General features: G+C 62.3%; 23 protein-coding genes. 19 read left to right on the forward strand and 4 right to left on the reverse strand.

The features are described 5' to 3' along the window. Positions 1 to 10: 10 nt before the first annotated feature. Complete coding sequence (fsa, locus tag AC2FNL_RS03490) at positions 11 to 664, reverse strand: fructose-6-phosphate aldolase (protein ID WP_170337507.1); 654 nt, start codon at positions 662 to 664, stop codon at positions 11 to 13. Between the two features lie 91 nt (positions 665 to 755). On the opposite strand from fsa, the gene AC2FNL_RS03495 reads away from it, so the two are divergent. From AC2FNL_RS03495 to AC2FNL_RS03510, 4 genes are all read left to right on the forward strand, one after another. After that, on the forward strand, positions 756 to 2,951 hold the full coding sequence (locus AC2FNL_RS03495; protein WP_170446936.1) for a primosomal protein N': 2,196 nt from the start codon (positions 756 to 758) through the stop codon (positions 2,949 to 2,951). Positions 2,952 to 3,028: 77 nt separating this feature from the next. Then, a complete protein-coding gene (locus AC2FNL_RS03500) occupies positions 3,029 to 4,261 on the forward strand; it encodes an MFS transporter (protein WP_170337509.1) in 1,233 nt (410 codons plus the stop codon). 68 nt (positions 4,262 to 4,329) lie between these two features. Continuing rightward, a complete protein-coding gene (locus tag AC2FNL_RS03505) occupies positions 4,330 to 5,208 on the forward strand; it encodes a 50S ribosomal protein L11 methyltransferase (protein ID WP_496832436.1) in 879 nt (292 codons plus the stop codon). Positions 5,209 to 5,306: 98 nt separating this feature from the next. Beyond that, positions 5,307 to 5,651, forward strand: a complete 345-nt coding sequence (locus tag AC2FNL_RS03510) for a hypothetical protein (RefSeq protein WP_093962787.1) — start codon at positions 5,307 to 5,309, stop codon at positions 5,649 to 5,651. 106 nt (positions 5,652 to 5,757) lie between these two features. Here AC2FNL_RS03510 and AC2FNL_RS03515 read toward each other — a convergent pair whose 3' ends face one another. Beyond that, positions 5,758 to 5,979: a DUF1127 domain-containing protein gene (locus AC2FNL_RS03515; RefSeq protein WP_093962786.1), complete on the reverse strand. Its 222-nt coding sequence runs from the start codon at positions 5,977 to 5,979 to the stop codon at positions 5,758 to 5,760. Between the two features lie 333 nt (positions 5,980 to 6,312). Between AC2FNL_RS03515 and ruvC the strand changes: the two genes are divergently transcribed. Genes ruvC through ruvB form a run of 3 tightly spaced genes read left to right on the forward strand, consistent with a single transcriptional unit; the run spans position 6,313 to position 8,502 of the window. Beyond that, on the forward strand, positions 6,313 to 6,810 hold the full coding sequence (ruvC, locus tag AC2FNL_RS03520; RefSeq protein WP_005977912.1) for a crossover junction endodeoxyribonuclease RuvC: 498 nt from the start codon (positions 6,313 to 6,315) through the stop codon (positions 6,808 to 6,810). After that, positions 6,807 to 7,478 (forward strand): Holliday junction branch migration protein RuvA, encoded by a 672-nt coding sequence (ruvA, locus tag AC2FNL_RS03525; protein ID WP_496832439.1) that lies wholly within the window; start codon positions 6,807 to 6,809, stop codon positions 7,476 to 7,478. The genes ruvC and ruvA overlap by 4 nt, the downstream gene beginning before the upstream one ends. 4 nt (positions 7,479 to 7,482) lie before the next feature. Next, positions 7,483 to 8,502, forward strand: coding sequence for a Holliday junction branch migration DNA helicase RuvB (ruvB, locus tag AC2FNL_RS03530; RefSeq protein ID WP_496832441.1), 1,020 nt, complete (start codon positions 7,483 to 7,485; stop codon positions 8,500 to 8,502). Positions 8,503 to 8,512: 10 nt separating this feature from the next. Here the strand turns inward: ruvB and AC2FNL_RS03535 are convergent, their stop codons facing one another. Both AC2FNL_RS03535 and AC2FNL_RS03540 read right to left on the reverse strand, forming a co-directional pair. Then, the gene (locus AC2FNL_RS03535) at positions 8,513 to 8,962 is read right to left on the reverse strand and encodes a hypothetical protein (RefSeq protein WP_496832443.1); all 450 of its coding nucleotides are present in this window, start codon (positions 8,960 to 8,962) and stop codon (positions 8,513 to 8,515) included. A gap of 2 nt (positions 8,963 to 8,964) precedes the next feature. Then, the gene (locus AC2FNL_RS03540) at positions 8,965 to 9,246 is read right to left on the reverse strand and encodes a hypothetical protein (protein ID WP_093962781.1); all 282 of its coding nucleotides are present in this window, start codon (positions 9,244 to 9,246) and stop codon (positions 8,965 to 8,967) included. Positions 9,247 to 9,397: 151 nt separating this feature from the next. Here AC2FNL_RS03540 and AC2FNL_RS03545 point away from each other — a divergent pair, with 151 nt between their 5' ends. From AC2FNL_RS03545 to AC2FNL_RS03600, 12 genes are all read left to right on the forward strand, one after another. After that, positions 9,398 to 10,021, forward strand: coding sequence for a hypothetical protein (locus tag AC2FNL_RS03545; RefSeq protein WP_496832445.1), 624 nt, complete (start codon positions 9,398 to 9,400; stop codon positions 10,019 to 10,021). Next, positions 10,018 to 10,401: a tol-pal system-associated acyl-CoA thioesterase gene (gene ybgC, locus AC2FNL_RS03550; protein ID WP_093962779.1), complete on the forward strand. Its 384-nt coding sequence runs from the start codon at positions 10,018 to 10,020 to the stop codon at positions 10,399 to 10,401. The genes AC2FNL_RS03545 and ybgC overlap by 4 nt, the downstream gene beginning before the upstream one ends. Before the next feature lie 108 nt (positions 10,402 to 10,509). Then, positions 10,510 to 11,205, forward strand: a complete 696-nt coding sequence (gene tolQ, locus AC2FNL_RS03555; RefSeq protein WP_093962778.1) for a protein TolQ — start codon at positions 10,510 to 10,512, stop codon at positions 11,203 to 11,205. 1 nt (position 11,206) lies between these two features. After that, entirely contained in the window at positions 11,207 to 11,683 is a 477-nt protein-coding gene (gene tolR, locus AC2FNL_RS03560) for a protein TolR (RefSeq protein WP_093962777.1), read from the forward strand. Positions 11,684 to 11,692: 9 nt separating this feature from the next. Then, positions 11,693 to 12,784: a cell envelope integrity protein TolA gene (gene tolA / locus AC2FNL_RS03565; protein WP_496832448.1), complete on the forward strand. Its 1,092-nt coding sequence runs from the start codon at positions 11,693 to 11,695 to the stop codon at positions 12,782 to 12,784. After that, entirely contained in the window at positions 12,781 to 14,100 is a 1,320-nt protein-coding gene (gene tolB / locus AC2FNL_RS03570) for a Tol-Pal system beta propeller repeat protein TolB (protein ID WP_093962775.1), read from the forward strand. Before tolA ends, tolB begins: the two co-directional genes overlap by 4 nt. Before the next feature lie 87 nt (positions 14,101 to 14,187). After that, positions 14,188 to 14,691 (forward strand): peptidoglycan-associated lipoprotein Pal, encoded by a 504-nt coding sequence (gene pal, locus AC2FNL_RS03575; RefSeq protein ID WP_093962774.1) that lies wholly within the window; start codon positions 14,188 to 14,190, stop codon positions 14,689 to 14,691. Positions 14,692 to 14,695: 4 nt separating this feature from the next. Further along, positions 14,696 to 15,526: a tol-pal system protein YbgF gene (ybgF, locus tag AC2FNL_RS03580; RefSeq protein ID WP_496832450.1), complete on the forward strand. Its 831-nt coding sequence runs from the start codon at positions 14,696 to 14,698 to the stop codon at positions 15,524 to 15,526. Then, entirely contained in the window at positions 15,523 to 16,776 is a 1,254-nt protein-coding gene (tilS, locus tag AC2FNL_RS03585) for a tRNA lysidine(34) synthetase TilS (protein WP_496832452.1), read from the forward strand. Before ybgF ends, tilS begins: the two co-directional genes overlap by 4 nt. A gap of 76 nt (positions 16,777 to 16,852) precedes the next feature. Then, entirely contained in the window at positions 16,853 to 18,769 is a 1,917-nt protein-coding gene (gene ftsH, locus AC2FNL_RS03590) for an ATP-dependent zinc metalloprotease FtsH (RefSeq protein ID WP_093962771.1), read from the forward strand. A 107-nt stretch (positions 18,770 to 18,876) separates the two neighbouring features. After that, positions 18,877 to 19,473, forward strand: a complete 597-nt coding sequence (locus tag AC2FNL_RS03595; protein ID WP_496832455.1) for an MOSC domain-containing protein — start codon at positions 18,877 to 18,879, stop codon at positions 19,471 to 19,473. Between the two features lie 144 nt (positions 19,474 to 19,617). Next, the gene (locus AC2FNL_RS03600; RefSeq protein ID WP_475144729.1) at positions 19,618 to 21,294 is read left to right on the forward strand and encodes a formate--tetrahydrofolate ligase; all 1,677 of its coding nucleotides are present in this window, start codon (positions 19,618 to 19,620) and stop codon (positions 21,292 to 21,294) included. The last annotated feature ends 57 nt before the right edge of the window (positions 21,295 to 21,351 follow it).

Genomic DNA, 21,351 nt, shown 5'->3' on the forward strand with positions numbered 1-21,351 from the left:
GATCAATGGATCACAGAATCTTCTGACCGGTCTTGGCCCAATCCGACAGGAAGGCCTCGAGCCCCTTGTCGGTCAGCGGGTGATCAGCCAGCTTCTTGATCACAGCGGGCGGGGCGGTGATCACGTCGGCGCCGATGCGGGCGCTGTCGGCCACATGGTTCACGCTGCGGATCGAGGCGGCGAGGATTTCGGTTTCGAACCCGTAGTTGTCATAGACCTGACGGATGTCGGCGATCAGGTCCATACCGTCGAGGTTGATGTCGTCCAGCCGTCCGATGAAGGGTGAAATGAAGGTCGCGCCGGCCTTGGCTGCCAGAAGTGCCTGATTGACCGAGAAGCACAGGGTGACGTTGACCATCTGGCCTTCGTCGCTGAGCGTCTTGCAGGTTTTCAGACCGGCCCAGGTCAGCGGCACCTTAACGGCGATGTTCGGTGCGATCTGCGCCAGCTTGCGGCCTTCGGCGATCATGTCCTCGGCCTCGGTGGCGACGACTTCGGCGGAAACCGGGCCATCGACCAGGTCGCAGATTTCCTTGGTCACTTCCAGAATGTCACGACCCGATTTCAGGATCAGCGAGGGGTTGGTGGTGACACCGTCCACCATGCCCAGGTCGTTCAATTCGGCGATGGCGTCGATTTCGGCTGTGTCTACGAAGAATTTCATCGGGGCAGTCCTTTGATGGGTTGGCCTTGCTCGCGGATGCCTTTACCTCAAAGAGACCCGTGCTGAAACCCCTGCTGAAGAAAGGCGCGCATTGAGCGACCCGGTGCATTTCGACCAAGGTGAGCTGGTGGCGGTTCTGACGACCCAGCCGCTGGACCGGACGTTGGATTACAAGGCGCCCGAGGGGGGGTGTTTCCTGGGGGCCTTCGTCGAGGTGCCGCTGGGCCCGCGCAAGGTTCTGGGTGTGGTCTGGGGCGCGGGGCGCGGAGATTTCGACCGCAGCAAGATCCGCTCGGTCATCCGGGTGCTGGACGTGGCGCCCATGCGCGAAGAGATGCGCCTGTTCCTGCAGCGCGCGGCCGACTACACGCTGACGCCGATGCCGGCCATGCTGCGGCTGGCTACTCGCGCGCCCGGGCTGGGCGACCCGCTGTCGATGCGCAAGATCTATCGGCTGGGCAGCGGCACGCCCGACCGCATGACCGATGCCCGGGCCCGGGTGCTGGAGGTGCTGCGCGACTATGGCGGGCTGGCCTTTACCCTGAAGGAACTGGCCGAGATGGCCGGGGTCACCTCGTCGGTCGTCAAAGGGTTGGTCAAGCAGGGCGCCGTGCGCGAGGAGGACAGCCCGCGCGACCTGCCTTATCCGACGCTGGACCCGGACCGGCCCGGCAAGGCGCTGACCCCCGATCAGACCGCTGCCGCCGACACGTTGCGGGCCGCACTGCGCAGCGGAACCTATGGCACCACGCTGCTGAAGGGCGTGACCGGGTCGGGCAAGACCGAGGTTTACCTTGAAGCGGTGGCCGAAGCACTGCGCATGGGCCGGCAGGCGCTGGTGCTGCTGCCCGAGATTGCCCTGACCGCCGAGTTTCTGACACGGGTCGAGGAGCGGTTCGGCGCCCGCCCGGCCGAATGGCATTCCGGTGCCACGATGACTGAACGCCGCCGTGTCTGGCGCATGGTCGGGCAGGGCGATGCGCAGATGGTGGTGGGCGCGCGGTCGGCGTTGTTCCTTCCGTTCCGCGATCTGGGCCTGATCGTAGTGGATGAGGAACACGACACCTCGTACAAGCAGGAAGACGGCGTGCATTACAATGCGCGCGACATGGCGGTGCTGCGGGCGGCGATCTGCGGGTCGCGCGTCATCTTGGCCAGTGCTACGCCCTCGCTGGAAAGCTGGGCCAATGCCGAGGCCGGCAAGTACGACCGGCTGGACCTGACCTCGCGCTTTGGGGCGGCGGTGCTGCCGGACATGAAGACCATCGACATGCGTGCCGAGAAGATGCAGCCGGGCACCTGGATTTCCCCCAGCCTGCGCCAGGCGGTGCAGGCGCGGATCGAGAAGGGCGAACAGTCGCTGCTGTTCATCAACCGCCGTGGATATGCACCGGTGACGCTGTGCCGGGCCTGCGGCGAACAGATCGCCTGCGACCACTGCGATGCGCGCATGGTCGAACACCGGTTCCTCAAACGTCTGATGTGCCACCAGTGCGGCGAGACCAAGCCCATGCCCGAGGCCTGCCCCGCCTGCGGGGTCGAGGGCAAGCTGGCTCCGGTCGGCCCCGGCATCGAACGTCTGGCCGAAGAGGCCGAGGCGACCTTTCCCGACGCCCGCATCGCCATGCTCAGTTCCGACCTGTTCGGCTCGGCCCGGGCGCTGAAGGCCAAGATCGAAGAGATCGCCGAGGGTGACGCCGATATCGTCATCGGCACACAACTGGTGGCCAAGGGGCACAATTTCCCGAACCTGACGCTGGTCGGGGTGATCGACTCGGATCTGGGCCTGCACGGGTCCGACCTGCGCGCGGCCGAGCGGACCTTTCAACTGATGCGGCAGGTGGCGGGCCGGGCCGGGAGGGCCGACAAGCCGGGGGCGGCGCTGCTGCAGACCTTTCAGCCCGAACACCCGGTGATCCGCGCGATCCTGTCGGGGGACGAGGAAGGGTTCTGGCGGGCCGAGGCCGCCGGGCGGCAGGCGGCCGGGGTGCCGCCTTATGGCCGGATGGCGGGGATCGTGCTGTCCGGCCCCGAGGTCGGGCCCGTCTTTGACATCGGCAACGTACTGGCGCGCAACGACGCGCCGCTGCGGCAGATCGGGGCACAGGTCTTTGGACCGGCCCCGGCGCCGATTGCCCGTATCCGCGGGCGGCACCGGGTGCGGCTGCTGGTCAAGGCGCCCAAGGGGGCGCCGATCCAGGACGCCATCGCCCGCTGGATCGCACCGCTGCGCCTGAAGGGTGACATCCGCCTGACCGTCGATATTGACCCGCAGAGTTTCTACTGACCCTGCATCAGCGCAGACCCGGTGTGCACGGGGGATTTCCTCTCGCCAGCCGGGCGGATTGGGCGTAGAGAACTCTCATGCTGAAACCGATGCCCCTGTCCCAGGCCCAGAGCCTGCCGTTCTGGCGCCGCCCCGTCACGTTGCTGTTCGTGATGGCGCTGACCATGCCGATCGCCTTCAACGCGTGGAGCGCGCTGCTGAACAATTTTGTGATCGAAGTCGCGGATTTCGACGGGGCAGACATCGGCCTGCTGCACACGGTGCGTGAAATCCCGGGCTTTCTGGCCGTGGGCGTGATCGCGGTGATAATTTTCGTGCGCGAGCAGGTGCTGGCCATGATTTCGCTGGTGCTGCTGGGTGTGGCCACGGCAGTGACGGCCTGGTTTCCCAGCCTCGGCGGGCTGCTGTTCGTGACCCTGTTCAGCTCGATCGGGTTTCACTACTACGAAACGGTGAATCAGTCGCTTCAGCTGCAATGGCTGCCCAAGGACCGCGCCCCGCAGGTGCTGGGCTGGCTGGTGGCGATGGGATCGGCCTCGACGCTGGTGGTCTATGGGCTGATCGTGCTGACCTGGGACCGGTTCGATCTGTCCTACAACACGGTCTTCATGGCGGCTGGTGGGCTGACAGCGGTACTCGCACTGTTCTGCCTGATCGCCTATCCACAATTCGATGCGCCGACACCGCAGACCAAGAAAATCGTGCTGCGCCGGCGCTACTGGCTGTATTACGCGCTGCAGTTCATGGCGGGCGCGCGGCGGCAGATCTTCGTCGTGTTCGCGGGGTTCATGATGGTCGAACGCTTTGGCTTCGAAGTGCATCACCTGACCAGTCTGTACCTCATCAATCTGATCATCAACATGGCCGCCGCCCCTTTGCTGGGCAAGGCCGTCGCGGTGTTTGGCGAGCGGCGTACGCTGATCTTCGAGTATCTGGGCCTTGCCATCGTGTTTGCGGCCTATGGCGGCATCTACTGGTTCGGCTGGGGCGTGCTGCTGGCGGCTATTCTCTATGTCATCGATCATGTGCTGTTCGCGCTGGCTTTGGCGCTCAAGACCTATTTCCAGAAAATCGCCGACCCGGCCGACATCGCGCCCACCGCGGCGGTGGCCTTCACCATCAACCACATCGCGGCGGTGTTCCTGCCGGCACTGCTTGGCCTGTTGTGGGTCGTGTCGCCGGGGGCGGTGTTCGGCCTGGCGGCGGGCATGGCGCTGATCTCTCTGGCGCTGTCGCTGCTGATCCCGCGCCACCCCGAGCCGGGGAACGAGACCATCTTTTCGAAATACGCCCCCGCACCGGCCGAATGACACCCGGGACGCTTGACCTCGGCGGCTGACGGCCCTAGGCGCAAAGGCGGTTTCTGCAGGAGGTTCCCATGCCCACATTCACCGCCCTGACCACCCTGAAAGGCAAAGCCGCAGCCGAAAGCCTGGGCGAAGCGATGGAGCGTCTGGAGCCCGAACCCACCGGCGTGGGCGTCTTCGAGGTCGAGGACGGCTCGGGCCTGTGGGAGGTCGGCGGCTATTTCACCGAAAGCCCCGACGAGGCCGCCCTGGCCCTGCTGGCGGCGGCCTTCGAGGCCAAGCCGTTCGTGGTGTCGGAACTGCCGGAAACCGACTGGGTCGCCCATGTCCGGCGCGAGCTGGCCCCGGTCGAAGCCGGGCGGTTTTTCGTCTATGGCAGCCATGACGCCGACAAGCTGCCCGAGGGACGCATCCCGCTGCTGATTGAGGCGGCGATGGCCTTCGGTACCGGGCACCACGGAACGACGCTGGGATGTCTGCGGGCGCTGGACAAGCTGATTGAGACTGGGTTCGAGGCCGGCAAGGTCGCCGATATCGGCTGCGGTACGGCGGTGTTGGCGATGGCGGCGGCGCGGGTCTGGGAATGTGACATCCTGGCCAGCGACATTGATCAGGTCGCCGTCGACGTAGCCGAGGCCAACCTGAAGGCCAACGGCATGGCCGGGGCCGTCCGTTGTGTCGAGGCTGCCGGATTTGACCATCCTGACCTCCAGGCGGTGGCGCCTTACGATCTGATTTTTGCCAACATTCTGAAGGGCCCGCTGGTGGCCCTTGCGCCGGAGATCGCGCAGAATCTGCGCGGAGGCGGACATGCGATCCTGTCGGGAATCCTCAACGAGCAGGCCGACGAAGTGGAATCGGTTTATGCACAAAACGGGTTCAATACGATGGATCGGTCAATGATTGGTGAATGGACGACGCTAGTCTTAACCAAACAGGGCGCAAATTAGACCATTTGCAGGAGGTTTGTGGATTTTTGCCACGGTTTTGACGCATTCTCTTTCTACCGTCATCCAATGAATTTTGGGGGCGGTTTTTGGAGGCTGCCATGACAGGAAAACAACTTGAATTCGATCAGCGCGTTCATCGGCTGACAAAGAAACACAACAAGATGAGCCGTGGCTATCGCGCGACTATGCGCAAAGATGGTCTGGTCGTCATGAAACCCCAGCGGGTACGCTCGGCGGTTCCGGCCAAGGTTCTGTTGCTGTGCCTGTGCGGATTTTTTGCTTTCAAAGCGTTCCTGCTATCCAATCTCGGCCCGACCGGATACCAGTATCGGGTGGATGCCCTGAACGAAGGTACATCGGTTGAACAGGCGGGCGCATGGATCATGCAGATCGATCCATTGTCGCAGGCCCTGTCGACACAGCTGAACAAGATTCTCTACTGAACTCTCTCTCCTAAAGAGCCTTCAAAAGACAAAAACACCGCGTACCTTTCGGTCCGCGGTGTTTCTGTGCTGCCCCGAGGGAGGATAGGGGCGAGAGCGGGTGGTTTCAGTACAGACGGCGGCGGCCAGCAGCGACTTCGTCGATGTCACCGCGGCACAGGCCGATATCTTCCAGTTCACGGTTGCTCAGACCGTTCAATGCATTGCGCGTCACGCGTGCGTCGTTCCAGGCGACAACGGCGTTCACGACGGATGCCAGAAAGGCGCCGATACGGCCGACAAGGCCAAACGAGCCAATCGAGGCGCGGGTTGTGTCAATTGCAGCCATATCCTGCTTCCTTCTGTTCAGTGTTGACGTTTGAATGTCGAATTCTCGGGCCAGTTAGTGATGTCGGATTGACCTTGCAAGTGCTGAAACTGCATGTGTCCTATGCAGTTTTTGCAATACTTCGAAAATGATGAAAGTCCCTTAAATTATTGGTGAAAACTGCTTTGGGAATGTGTCGGTTTCAGACTTTCTGGGGTCGCAATGCGTCCGAATTGTCGCGGACGGAACAGGTGTGTCGCATTTGGTCGCCGGATCAATTTTCTTGGAAAATGTTCACGCTTCGTGCTAATCGAGAGAAAAGACAATGAAAACCCGAGCAGGCCGAGGCACAACATGCGAATTCTGGGCATTGATCCGGGGCTGCGAACCCTGGGATGGGGCGTCATCGAATCACATGGCAGCCGGCTGAGCCATGTTGCCAACGGCCTTTGCAAATCCGACGGGGATGATCTGGGTGAGCGGCTTTTGTCGCTGCACAACCAGATCGTCGAGGTGATCGCCGAACATCAGCCCGATCAGGCGGCGATTGAACAGACCTTCGTCAACAAGGACGGCGCCGGGACGCTGAAGCTGGGTCAGGCGCGCGGAGTGGCGTTGCTGACCTTGGCGCAGGCGGGGTTGCCGGTGGGCGAATACGCGCCCAACCGGGTCAAGAAAACCGTGGTGGGCGTAGGGCACGCCGAGAAGGAGCAGGTTCTGCACATGGTCAAACTTCAACTGCCGGGGTGCCAGCCCAAAGGGGCCGACGCGGCGGATGCGCTGGCGATTGCGATCTGTCATGCGTTCTACGGTGCGACGCCGCAGGCGCGCATCAAGCAGGTGGCCACATGATCGGCAAGCTGACCGGACGCATCGACTACCGCGCGGCGGATCATCTTCTGATCGACGTGCGCGGGGTCGGCTACATCGTCTACTGCTCGGACCGGACCATGGCGGCCCTGCCCGGGGTAGGCGAGGCGGTCTCGTTGTATACCGATCTGGTGGTGCGCGAGGACCTGATGCAGCTTTACGGCTTTCTGTCTCTGGTCGAGAAAGAATGGCACCGGCTGCTCTGCTCGGTTCAGGGGGTGGGGGCCAAGGTGTCGCTGGCCATTCTGGGCGCGCTGGGGCCGGACGGGGTCAGCCGGGCCATCGCGCTGGGCGATTGGGGGGCGGTGAAGGCGGCCAAGGGTGTCGGGCCCAAGACCGCGCAGCGCATCGTGCTGGACCTGAAAGACAAGGCGCCCGGCGTCATGGCGATGGGCGGCACGGTGACCGAGGCGATGGACGGCCCCGTGGCCGAGGTGGTTGAATCCGCAGACCCGGCGCCAGCCCCAGTACGGGCCCCGAAACCCGGCGCGGGTGCGGCGTCGGCGGGTGCTTTGTCGGCGCTGTCGAACCTGGGCTATGGCCCGTCCGAGGCCGCCTCTGCCGTCGCCGAGGCCGCCGCCAACCTGCCCGATGCCGGAGAGGCCGAATTGATCCGCGCGGCGTTGAAACTGCTGGCTCCGAAAGGCTGAATGAATGGTTGATGCCGACCCGACCCTGCGCCCGCAGCCTCTGCCTGAGGACAACGACCGCGCCTTGCGCCCGCAGGGGCTGGACGAATTCATCGGCCAGGCCGAGGCCCGGGCCAATCTGCGCATCTTCATCCAGTCGGCCCGCCAGCGGAACGAGGCGATGGACCACACGCTGTTCCACGGCCCTCCGGGCTTGGGCAAGACGACGCTGGCGCAGATCATGGCGCGCGAGCTTGGGGTGAACTTCCGCATGACCTCGGGGCCGGTTCTGGCCAAGGCCGGGGATCTTGCGGCGATCCTGACCAACCTCGAAGAGCGCGACGTGCTGTTCATCGATGAGATCCACCGCCTGAATCCGGCGGTGGAAGAGGTTCTGTACCCGGCGATGGAGGATTTCGAGCTGGATCTGGTGATCGGCGAGGGGCCCGCGGCCCGTACTGTGCGGATCGAGCTGCAGCCCTTTACCCTGGTCGGGGCGACCACGCGGATGGGCCTGCTGACCACCCCGCTGCGCGATCGGTTCGGTATTCCCACGCGGCTGCAATTCTACACCGAGGACGAGCTGCACGAGATCGTCACCCGCAACGCCCGCAAGCTGGGCGCGCCGGCCGATGACGACGGAGCACGCGAGATCGCGCGCCGGTCGCGGGGCACCCCCCGTATCGCCGGGCGGCTGCTGCGGCGGGTCGTGGATTTCGCCATCGTCGAGGGCGACGGACGCATCACGCGCAAGCTGGCTGATGGCGCGCTGACACGGCTGGGCGTCGACAATCTGGGTCTGGACGGGGCCGACCGCCGCTATCTGAAACTGATCGCCGAGAATTATGGCGGAGGCCCGGTGGGGATCGAGACCCTGTCGGCCGCCCTGTCCGAAAGCCGCGACTCGCTGGAGGAAGTAATCGAGCCCTACCTGCTGCAACAGGGCCTGATCCAGCGCACGCCGCGCGGCCGGATGCTGGCGCAGAAGGCCTGGACGCATCTGGGCATGGCTGCGCCCAAGGGGCAGAGTGACCTGTTTGGCTGACGATTGTAGATCAGCCGCTACGCTCGCGGATATTCGTCAGCATCTCGTACTCAGGTTCGAAATGAGGACGGAATGCGGCCAAGTCTTCCGCAGACAGCTTCTTGCGTGACAACGACCTATTTTCGTGGCGCATAGGCAAATCCACCGAGAACAACGCCTGGGCGCTTTCAAGAAAATTGCCGAGTTCGTGAAAGAAACCGACTTGATCTAGAGAGGACACAGCCTCGACAGCCTCGTCCACGTCGAAGTTTTCGCTGAACATATAAAGCTGACGCAGCAGGTGATTGCGGTCAGCGGATGCGATGAAATCGGCAAAGTCGCCACTCGCCCAATCGCCTTCGGATGCCAGGCAGGGGTGATCGACGCCGTTTTCGATATACCCTTTCAGCATCAAAAAGTGGCTGTAGGCCCGCTCGACCGGATCGCGGAACACTGTAAATGTGCAGGTCTTGGCGGGCACCTTCAGTGAATGGAACGGCGAATGTGCAACGCGTAAGCAAAGCTGCCCGACTTGATCAGCCGCTCGTACCAGCCGACCGCAGGCCCGATCTCGCCGGCAATTCGGTGTTTGGGGGCGCCCGCAAGAGCTTTCACTGTCACACGCTTGCCGGCGAACGCCGATAGGAACGCCGCATTCAACGAAGAGCCGGCTGTTTTTCTGATGTGATAATGGTAGACGCGGTCAAATTCAGGAGTTAGCCGACCTTTGTGCTGTGGCGGTTTTCTTCTGATCCAGGAAAGCATTGGGCCGATGTTTCGTCCTTGTCAGATATGGCCGAGACCGTCTGGTCTGGTAGTGTCGGTAACGCCCGGGCAACATTGCGTTTGTCGCGGGCATATCGTTGTTTACGATAGTAAACAACGGCCCCGAGGTTGAAAAAAGAGGGAATTGCCAATGACGCCTGAGGGTGTTGCCGAGTTGTTTTTTCGCGCGGACGGGAGCTATCTTTTCGCACGTTGGGGACGGCCCATCGTGCCGATCGTATTTGGTGTGGAAGACAAGACGCTAGCAACGGTCAAAGGCGCGTTCGAGGCGGTGGTTGCACTGGCCGGCCACAAGATGGCCGAGACCGACCCCGAGTTGGGGGCCAACTGCATGGTGTTCTTTTTTCGCGATTGGGCCGAGCTGCTTGAGGTACCCGACCTTGACCGGCTGATCCCGGACCTCGCGCCGCTGGTCGAACGGCTCGATGCTGGCGGAGCCAACCAGTATCGAGCATTCAGGTTCGATCTGGACGGCGCGATCCGTGCTGCGTTTGTCTTTGTGAGGATGGACCGGGCGCTGTCGAAAGTATCGGCTGAAACGCTGGCCTTGTCGCAGGTTGTTCAGACCGTTCTTTTGTGGTCGGACACAGCCTTCCGAGAGAGCTCGCCCCTGGCCGTGGCGGGAGACACGACGATCCTGCGGCCCGACATTGCCGCGCTGATCCGCGCCGCCTATGATCCGGTTTTGCCGGCGGTGGCGCGGGACCCGTCCCATGCGCTGCGGCTGTTCGCACGCATGGAGCCGACGCAATGAAGCATGTCTTTCCCGTCCGGGTCTATTACGAGGACACCGACATGGGGGGCGTGGTCTATCACGCCAACTACTTGCGCTATATCGAGCGCGCCCGGTCGGATTGGGTGCGCAACCTGGGCAATGACCAGAACGCAATGCGCGAGGCTGGTATCATTTGGGTCGTGCGGAGGGTCGAGGCCGACTATCTGGCGTCTGCGCGGTTCGATGACGAGTTGCTGGTCGAAACCGAGGTCGTCGCGATTTCCGGCGTGCGACTGACCATGGCTCAACTCATCCGGCGCGGGGAAACCGAAGTCTTCCGCGCGACCGTGACGGCCGTTTGCGTCAATCAGGATGGCCGGCCGATCCGGCTCCCGGCAGAGATTCGCGCATTGCTGTAACAATTTGCTCAGCCCCTGTGGTTCTGTTGGCAATTTGCCCCTAACTACGCTAGCGTTTGGCAAAACAAGGCCAATCAACGGCTGTCAGGCAAAACAAAGAGCAGGTTCATGGAAGCTGAAACGCTGGCGCTGGCGCAGGAGATCGATTTCTCCATGTGGGGGCTGTTCGCCCGTGCGACATTCATCGTGAAAGTGGTGATGCTGATCCTTGTGGTCGCATCCTTCTGGTCATGGTCGATCATCATTCAAAAGCTCATCACCTATCGCAGCGCACGACGCGAAGCGCAGGTGTTCGACGAGGCGTTCTGGTCGGGCAACCCGCTGGACGAGCTGTTTGAACAGATCGGAACGCAGCCGGATGGCAGTTCCGAAAAGATCTTCGCAGCCGGCATGATCGAGTGGCGCCGCTCGCACCGCGCCGACGGTGGGCTCATAGCTGGCGCTCAGGCACGGATCGATCGTTCGATGGATGTGGCCATCGCCAAAGAAGCCGAGGGTTTGCAAAAGGGTCTTTCGATCCTGGCCACCGTGGGTTCGACTGCGCCCTTCATCGGCCTGTTCGGTACGGTCTGGGGAATCATGAACGCCTTCATCGAAATCGCCGAACAGCAGAACACAAACCTGGCCGTCGTGGCACCGGGCATCGCCGAAGCTTTGCTGGCGACCGGTCTTGGCCTTTTGGCCGCAATTCCGGCCGTAATCTTCTACAACAAACTTAGCGCGGACAGCGATCGCATCGTTGGCGGATATGAGGCTTTTGCCGACGAATTCGCAACCATTCTGTCCCGCCAGTTGGACAGCTGACATGGGTGCGGCGATCCAGCAATCGTCTGGCGGCAACGGACGACGCCGAGGACGGCGGCGCGGGCGTGCGCAGCCGATGGGTGAAATCAACGTCACACCCTTTGTCGACGTGATGTTGGTGCTGCTGATCATCTTCATGGTCGCGGCTCCGCTGATGACCGTGGGGGTCGAGGTTGACCTGCCCAAAACCGCCGCCAGTGCCCTGCCGGGCGACAACGAGGAACCGTTGACCGTCACGCTAACAGCCGACGGGCGGGTTCAGATCCAGACCACCGAGGTGACCCGCGACGAGTTGATCGGCAAGTTACGCGCCATTGCTGCCGAGCGCAGCAGCGACCGCGTCTACCTGCGGGCCGATGGCGCCATTCCTTATGCGCAGGTCATGCAGGTCATGGGTGCGTTGAATGCCGGCGGGTTTTCGAATGTGGGCCTTGTCACCGATACTGGCGGGCCGGCGCTGGACGCGGGCGGAGAGTGAGGCTGCGCGGTGGATACCGGCACCAAGATTTCGGCGATTGCCCATGTGACATTGATCGGATGGGCCCTGTTCGGCGGCACGTTCCGGTCCGAGCCGCTGCCTTTTGCTGTGCAGGAGGTGTCGGTGGTTTCGGCTGAGCAATTCGCTGCCCTGACGGCGCAAAGCGATGCGCCCGAAGTTCCGACGCCCCCCAACGCATTGGAAGATCCGATCGTACAACCCCCGGCGCCCGAAGTGCCGGAGCCGTCTGCCGAAGAACAGCCGCGCCCCGAGCCGGTCACGCCACCTGAACCGGAGCCCGAGCCGCAACCCGAGGCAGTTGAGGCTCCACCTGAACCCGAAGTGATCGAGCAGCCTTCGGTACTGGATGAACCGGAACCCGAGGTTGCGGTTTTGCCAGCGCTGCCCGAGTCCCAGCCGCGCCCAGCGGACAAGGTCGCCCCCGAACCCATCGCTCCTCCGCCACTGGACGCAAAGCCGGACGATATCGAAACACCGGCGGTTTCGCTGGATGAAGGTGCTGAGATCCAGCAGGAGCAGCAAGACCAGACCGCGCCCGAGGAAGCCACCGACCAGATCGTGACCGAGGCGGAAGAAGCCAAGGACCTGTCGCCACAAAGCTCGCCGCGTCCCCGGGTCCGGCCCAATCGGCCCAAGCCTGCGGAAACCGAACAGACCGCGACCGCTGAGCCGGCCGAACAGGCTGCGGAACCGGACGAGGCCGCGATCAATGACGCGTTGGCCGAGGCCTTGGGCGGTACGTCCGAGCCGTCCGGCCCGCCTCTCACCGGCGGTGAAAAGGATGCGATGCGTCTGGCTGTTTCGCGGTGCTGGAATGTGGGCTCGTTGTCGACCGACGCGCTCAAGACCGTTGTGGTGGTCGGTTTCTCACTGAACCGCGACGGCTCGATCGTTCCCGGCAGCCTGCAGCTTCTGGATAGCTCCGGCGGCTCGGACGGGGCCGCAAAACAGGCATACGAGGCCGCCCGGCGTGCGATTTTGCGCTGCGGAGCAAAAGGATATGACCTTCCTGCTGACAAATACGAGCATTGGAAGGATATTGAGATCACCTTCAATCCCGAGAGGATGCGGATCAAATGATGAAACTTCTGACCAGCCTCTTCGTTGGCCTGACCCTTCTGTCGGCCCCCGTGTCTGCGCAAACCGGCCCACTTCGGCTGGAATTGGATGAAGGCATTATCGAACCTTTGCCGTTTGCGGTGCCCAGCTTTGTACCGGACAGTCCGGCGGCCAGCCAGTTTGCGGCTGACATCAGCCGCGTCATCGCCGAGGACCTGACCGGAACCGGCCTGTTCCGTGAGATTTCGCCGGATGCGTTCATCAGCCGTGTCAGCAGTTTCGAAGCGCCGGTCCAATTTGCGGATTGGAAGGCGATCAATGCCGATGCGCTGGTCACCGGCGCGGTGAATGTCTCGGGCAACACCCTGTCCGTCCGGTTTCGGGTCTGGGATGTATTCTCGGGTCAGGAATTGGGCAACGGCCTGCAATTTGCCGGTACAACCGAGGGCTGGCGCCGAATGGCGCACAAGGTGGCTGATCAGGTCTACAGCCGCATCACCGGTGAAGGAGGCTATTTCGACAGCCGTGTGGCTTTTGTCTCGGAAACCGGCCCAAAGGATCAGCGCCGCAAGCGGCTGGCCATCATGGATTATGACGGGGCGAATGTTCAGTACCTGACCGACAGTGCCGCGATCGTTCTGGCCCCGCGCTTTTCGCCAACGGGCGACCGGCTGCTCTACACCAGCTATGAAAGCGGCCGGCCGCGGATTTACGTTCTGGATGTTGGTCGGGTCAAGCGGCAGGAATTGCAGACTCAGGAAGGTACGATGAGTTTCTCGCCGCGCTTTTCGCCGGATGGCCGCTCGATCGTCTATTCGCTGACGCAGGGCGGCAATACGGATCTTTGGAAAATGGATCTGGCGTCCGGACAGAGCGTGCGCCTGACCAACACGCCCGCAATTGAAACCGCGCCCAGCTATTCGCCCGACGGATCGCGGATCGTGTTCGAGAGCGACCGGTCCGGCAGCCCTCAGCTTTACATCATGCCGGCAAATGGCGGTGAGGCGACCCGCATCAGCTTTGGCCAGGGGCGCTATGGGACGCCGGTCTGGTCACCACGCGGAGATTTGGTGGCCTTTACCAAGCAGAACAAAGGCCGGTTCCACATCGGCGTCATGCGACTGGACGGTAGCGAAGAGCGGCTGTTGACCGCCTCGTTCCTGGACGAGGGGCCCACATGGTCGCCCAATGGCCGGGTCATCATGTTTGCGCGGGAAACACAGGGCGCCAGCGGGCGTTCGACCCTGTACTCGGTCGACATTTCGGGCCGAAACCTGCGCCCCGTACGCACCCCGGACGGTGGCAGTGACCCGTCGTGGGGGCCACTGTTGAATTAAGGAGCCGCCGGTCGGGCCGAAGTTCACAAGGCAGGCTGGCTGTGATAGACAGACGTCAATAAACAAACGGGACAAGAGGCAACAGAAATGAACGTATTGAGCAAGTTTGCGGCTCTGGGCGCGCTGGCGCTGGTGGCCGCATGTACCAACAACGATCCCTCGGCTTTGGGCGGTGGCGCCGGCGGCAACGGCGCAATCGTCCCGGGTTCTCCCAGCGACCCACGTTCGCCCGCCTATTTCCAGCAGGCGATCGGTGACCGGGTCCTGTTTGCCGTGGATCAGTCCACGCTCTCGCCCGAAGCGCAGACGATCCTTCAGGGGCAGGCCCAGTGGCTGTTGGCCAACACCGACTACGTCGCGACGATCGAAGGTCACGCGGATGAACAGGGCACGCGGGAATACAACCTTGCGCTGGGCGCCCGCCGGGCAAATGCCGCGCGGGAATACCTGATTTCCCGCGGTGTGGCCGGAAACCGTCTGCAGACGATCAGCTATGGCAAGGAGCGCCCGATCGAAATCTGCAGCACCGAGGAATGCTATTCCAAGAACCGCCGCGCGGTCACCGTGCTGACCGGTTCCACAACGGGGTAACAGGATGAGAATTGCGGGATTGGTTCTGGCGGCGGCTTTGACCCTTGCCAGCGGCGCGCAAGCGCAGGATCAGCAGACTCTGGCCGATATCCGCCAGGAGCTGACGGTGCTGCATGTCGAAATCCAACGGCTCAAGCGCGAGTTTTCCACGACAGGCTCGCCCGCGCCGAACCTGTCCGGCAGTTCGATACTGGAACGCGTTGACGCCATCGAGGCCGAGTTGCAGAGGCTGACCCGGCAGACCGAGCAGCTGAATCAACGTGTTCAGAATGTCGTGACGGACGGAACCAACCGGATCGGAGATCTGGAGTTCCGTCTCTGCGAGCTGGAACCCGGTTGCGAGTTCACTGGCGAAGGCACACCGACATTGGGAGGAGATAGCGATACAGCGGCCATCACCGCTCCGATGACGACGCCCGGCGATGCCACCGACGGCGACCAGGTCGAACTGGCCGTAGGTGAACAAGCCGATTTTGATGCCGCGTCGCAAGCCCTTGCGGACGGAGATTTCCAGACGGCGGCCGATCTTTTTGCGCAATTTGACAGCGCGTATCCCGGCAGCCCGCTGGCCCCCGAAGCCAACCTGAGGCGAGGGCAGGCCTTGGAAGGGCTGGGTGATACCCGTGAAGCGGCCCGGGCTTTCCTTGCCAGCTTTACTGGCGATTCCGAAGGGCCGGTGGCCCCCGAGGCGTTGTACGAACTTGGAGCAGCATTGGGCCGGTTGGGCCAGGTGGACCAGGCTTGTATCACGCTTGGAGAAGTCGGCGTCCGGTTCCCGTCGTCGGCCTTTGTGGCCACGGCAACCGAGGAAATGGCGTCGCTGAGCTGTTCTTGAGCTCACCAGCCGACACCCTTCCGGAGCGCGTCAGGGCGCTGTTGCCTGAAACGCTTCCGTCGCGACTGGGCGTGGCCGTGTCCGGCGGAAGCGACTCGCTTGCATTGCTGCATCTTTTGGTCCGCATCGCCCGGGATGAAGATGTTCGGCTGTTTGCGGCCACTGTCGACCACGGCCTGAGGCCGGATGCGGCCGCCGAGGCGGCCAGTGTTTCCGAGACATGTGCACATTTGGGCGTGTCCCATGTCACTCTGAAATGGACGGGATGGGACCGGTCGGGAAACCTGCAGGATCAGGCACGGCAGGCGCGCTACGGCCTGCTGCGGAACTGGGCGGTGTCGCAGGACATTCCTGCGGTCGCTCTGGGCCATACCGCAGATGATCAGGCGGAAACCGTGTTGATGCGTCTTGGGCGCGCCTCTGGCGTGCGTGGATTGTCGGCCATGTCTTTTGGGCGCGATCTGGACGGTGTCACGGTTTGGCGACCTTTGCTGGGCGAAACGCGCACAGCTTTGCGGGACTACCTGCAGGCTGAGGGGGTGCGATGGATCGAAGACCCTTCGAATCAGGACCTGCGCTTTGACCGGATCAAGGCCCGCGAGGCGTTGGGCCATCTGTCCGGCTTGGGGATTACGGCCGACACTTTGTCCCGGGTTGCTGCGAACCTCGGGCGTGCGAACCGGGCGCTTGAGCATTTTGCGCAGGAATCCGCCCGCCGTGTTGCGAAGGAGACAGCCTGTGCGGTGCGTGTGGATCGCGCCGGTTTTGCTGCGCTACCTGAAGAAATACAGCGCCGGCTTGTGGTCGGTATCCTTCAGCGGATTTCCGGTCCGGGGTACCCGCCTCGGCAAAGCAAAGTCGAGCAGGTCGTACAGGCCGTTGTTGCGGGACGTTCGTCGACGCTGAGCGGTTGTCAAATCCTTACGGACGGGAATAGTTCGTGGTTTTGCAGAGAGCTGACCGCCGTTTCGGCATGCGTGGCCCGACCGGCCGAACTCTGGGACGGGCGTTGGATCGCGACAGGACCGGACACGCCCGGAGCGCAGATCGGCACGCTCGGCGAAACCGGGTTGCCACAAGTACCCGACTGGCGCGCGACAGGGGTGCCGCGCATGGTGCTGATGGCCACGCCCGCCGTTTGGCTGGGCGACCAAATCGTGTCTGCGCCATTTGCCGGTTTTTTGAACGGATGGACGTTTGAAATGGACCCGAAATTCCCCGAGTTTTCGGCTTCTTTTTTATCGCATTGAACCTGCTTCAATCATCTCTATTTTAAGAGGCAACCCGGCAGCGCCTCATCTGCCGATGTCTTTTGGGAGAATTTTCTTGGGCAACGCTCGCAATATAGCCTTCTGGGTCGTTCTCTTCCTGTTGATCCTTGCACTGTTCAATCTGTTCAGCGGACCGGGAGGAACCCTCCAGAGCAATGAAAAAACCTATTCGGATTTCGTAAGCGCCGTCGAAGCAGGCGACGTAAAAGGCGTGACGCTGGATGGTGAGCAGATCCGTTACACAACCAGTTCCGGCGGGAATTTCGTCACGATCAAGCCCGGTGATGCCGAAGTCACCAAGCTGCTAATCGAGAAAGACATCCCCGTGCGGGCAGAAAAGCAGCAGCAATCCGGCTTTCAGTCGTTCCTGATCACGCTGCTGCCGTTCCTGTTGCTGATCGGTGTCTGGGTCTATTTCATGAACCGGATGCAGGGCGGCGGCAAAGGCGGTGCCATGGGCTTTGGCAAGTCCAAGGCCAAGATGCTGACCGAAAAGCACGGCCGCGTCACCTTTGACGACGTAGCGGGCATCGACGAGGCCAAGGAAGAGCTGGAAGAGATCGTCGAATTCCTGCGCAACCCGCAGAAATTCTCGCGCCTTGGCGGCAAGATCCCGAAAGGTGCGCTGCTGGTTGGCCCTCCGGGCACTGGTAAGACGCTGCTGGCCCGAGCGATTGCGGGTGAGGCCGGCGTGCCGTTCTTTACCATCTCGGGTTCGGACTTCGTGGAAATGTTCGTCGGTGTGGGTGCGTCTCGCGTGCGCGACATGTTCGAACAGGCCAAGAAAAACGCGCCCTGCATCGTGTTCATCGACGAGATCGACGCCGTGGGTCGCCACCGTGGCGCCGGATATGGCGGGGGCAACGACGAGCGCGAACAGACCCTGAACCAGCTGCTGGTCGAGATGGACGGGTTCGAGGCAAACGAGGGCGTCATCATCCTGGCTGCAACCAACCGCAAGGACGTGCTGGACCCGGCGCTGCTGCGCCCGGGCCGCTTTGACCGTCAGGTGACCGTCGGCAACCCCGATATCAAGGGCCGCGAAAAGATTCTTGGGGTTCACGCCCGCAAGACGCCTCTGGGCCCGGATGTCGATCTGCGCATCATCGCGCGCGGCACACCCGGCTTCTCGGGGGCTGACCTTGCCAACCTGGTGAACGAAGCCGCGTTGATGGCCGCGCGGGTCGGTCGGCGTTTTGTCACCATGGAAGACTTCGAGAACGCCAAGGACAAGGTGATGATGGGGGCCGAGCGCCGCTCGATGGTGCTGACCCAGGACCAGAAGGAAAAGACCGCTTATCACGAGGCCGGCCATGCCGTCGTCGGTATGACCCTGCCGCTGTGCGATCCGGTTTATAAGGCCACGATCATTCCGCGGGGCGGCGCGCTGGGCATGGTGGTCAGCCTGCCCGAGATGGACCAGCTGAACTATCACAGGGATGAATGTGAGCAGAAGCTGGCCATGACCATGGCGGGCAAGGCGGCTGAGGTCATTAAGTACGGTGAAGACCACGTCTCGAACGGCCCGGCCGGTGACATCATGCAGGCCAGCCAACTTGCACGGGCCATGGTGATGCGTTGGGGCATGTCTGACAAGGTCGGCAACATCGATTATGCCGAAGCGCATGAGGGCTATCAGGGTAACACGGCCGGGTTCTCGGTTTCGGCCCATACCAAGGAACTGATCGAGGAAGAGGTCAAACGGCTGATCCAGCAGGGATATGACCGCGCCCATCAGATCCTGACCGAACACAAGGAAGAATGGGAGCGTCTGGCTCAGGGTCTGCTTGAATACGAAACTCTGACGGGTGACGAAATCAAGCGCGTCATGAATGGCGAACCGCCGAATGAGAGTGACGACGAAAGCGACAAGTCCGATCACGGCAATGCCGCGAGCGTGACGGCGATTCCCAAGACCAAGGTCAAGAAGACCCCGCCCGAGGGCGGGATGGAGCCTGAACCTTCGGCATGATGCAAGAGACCCGGCCCCAGAGCCGGGTCTTTTCTTTTCGGCCTTTCCATCAGGGCAGCGAGCGTTAGGCTGCAGCGAACTTTGATCCGCTGTCGAAAGGAAATGGCATGCCTGTCCTGCGTGAAACCGAATTCAAGGCCCGGGTCGTCTGGTTGGGCCACGTTCCCGCCGGGCAATCCCTGCGGGCTCAGCCGGTGCCACAGCTCGACCTTGGGTTCTCGGGCGACATTGGCGCGCGCCATGAAGGGCTCAATCGACCATCCTGCGTGCGGGTCAAGAACCTGTACCCGGAAGGCACCGAAATCCGCAACGTGCGACAGTTGACGATCCTGGCTGCCGAGGAAATGGCGGCCATTGCTTCTGACATGGGCGTGGACCGGCTGGATCCGGCCCTTTTGGGTGCAAGTATCGTTGTCGAGGGCATTCCGGATTTCACGCATGTTCCGCCCTCGTCTCGGCTGCAGGCGGATACGGGATTGACCATGACCGTCGATATGGAGAACCGCCCTTGTGTTCTGCCCGGACGTGAAATCGAAGCAGAGTCACCGGGGCACGGCGTCCGGTTCAAACCGGCCGCACAGGGCCGGCGCGGGGTGACCGCTTGGGTCGAACGGCCGGGACTTCTGAGGCTCGGAGACAGTCTGACCCTGTTCGTCCCCGATCAGCGCGCATGGAACCCAAAACAGACGGCGGTTTCCGATTAGATACGTCCGAACAAGGCCTACGCCGTTTCGCGGCCTGAAAATGTCGGAATCCACATCCATTCAAACCGTACACAACGGTATGGATTTGACAGCACCGACGCGCGGCGTCGGTTTTGCACGGAATTCAATCAGGGATCTTGCCCAATGAGCTACAAATCCGACATTGAAATCGCTCGCGAGGCGAACAAGAAGCCAATCCAGGAGATTGGTGCAAAAATAGGCATCTCGAGCGACGACCTGCTGCCGTACGGCCATGACAAGGCCAAGGTGAGCCAGAATTTCATCAATTCGGTCCAGGACCGCGAAGATGGCAAGCTGATCCTTGTGACTGCAATCAACCCGACGCCTGCGGGCGAGGGCAAGACCACCACAACCGTCGGTTTGGGTGATGGCCTGAACCGGATCGGCAAGAATGCGATGATCTGTATCCGCGAGGCCTCGCTTGGTCCGAACTTCGGCATGAAGGGAGGTGCCGCGGGCGGTGGCTATGCGCAGGTCGTGCCGATGGAAGAGATGAACCTGCACTTCACCGGTGACTTCCACGCCATCACCTCGGCCCACTCGCTGCTGTCGGCGATGATTGATAACCACATCTACTGGGGCAACGAACTGGAAATCGATACCCGCCGCGTCGTTTGGCGCCGGGTCGTCGACATGAACGACCGCGCCCTGCGCCAGATCACGGCCTCTTTGGGGGGCGTGTCGAACGGGTTCCCGCGTGAAGCAGGTTTCGACATCACCGTCGCGTCCGAGGTCATGGCGATCCTGTGCCTGGCCAACGACCTGAAGGATCTTGAAAAGCGCCTGGGCGACATCATCGTGGCCTACCGCCGCGACAAGACCCCGGTTTACTGCCGCGACATCAAAGCCGAAGGCGCGATGACCGTTCTTCTGAAGGACGCGATGCAGCCCAACCTGGTCCAGACGCTGGAAAACAACCCGGCCTTCGTGCATGGCGGCCCATTCGCCAACATCGCGCATGGCTGCAACTCGGTCATCGCGACCAAGACCGCGCTGAAGGTGGCCGACTATGTCGTGACCGAGGCTGGTTTCGGGGCCGATCTGGGCGCCGAGAAGTTCATGAACATCAAGTGCCGCAAGGCGGGCATCGCGCCGTCGGCGGTGGTGATCGTGGCCACGGTGCGTGCGATGAAGATGAATGGCGGCGTGGCCAAGGCCGATCTGGGCGCGGAAAACGTCGACGCGGTAAAGTCGGGCTGTGCCAACCTGGGCCGCCACATCGAAAACGTGAAATCCTTCGGCGTGCCGGTCGTCGTGGCGATCAACCACTTCGTCACCGATACCGATGCCGAGGTTCAGGCGGTCAAGGACTACTGCGCCGAACATGGGGTTGAGGCGGTTCTGTCGCGGCATTGGGAACTGGGCTCGGAAGGATCTGCAGATCTGGCAAAAAAAGTCGTTGAACTGGCTGATGCCGGTACCGCGAATTTTGCGCCGATCTACCCTGACGAAATGTCCCTGTTCGAAAAGATCGAGACCATCGCCAAGCGCATCTACCGCGCTGACGAGGTTCTGGCCGATGCCAAGATCCGCAACCAGCTGAAGGAATGGGAAGCTGCCGGATACGGCAACCTGCCGGTCTGCATGGCCAAGACACAGTATTCCTTCTCGACCGATCCGTCGCTGCGCGGCGCGCCCACCGGCCACTCGGTTCCGGTGCGCGAGGTGCGCCTGTCGGCGGGTGCTGGCTTTATCGTGGTGGTCTGCGGTGAGATCATGACCATGCCCGGTCTGCCCCGCAAACCGGCGGCTGAGACAATCCGCCTCAACGACGAAGGGCAGATCGAGGGCTTGTTCTAAGCTGCTGAATAAGACATCTCGTGGTCCGGGGAATCCCCGGGCCATGAGGAGATTGCG

This window comes from Ruegeria sp. CRTD044 (assembly GCF_059613485.1).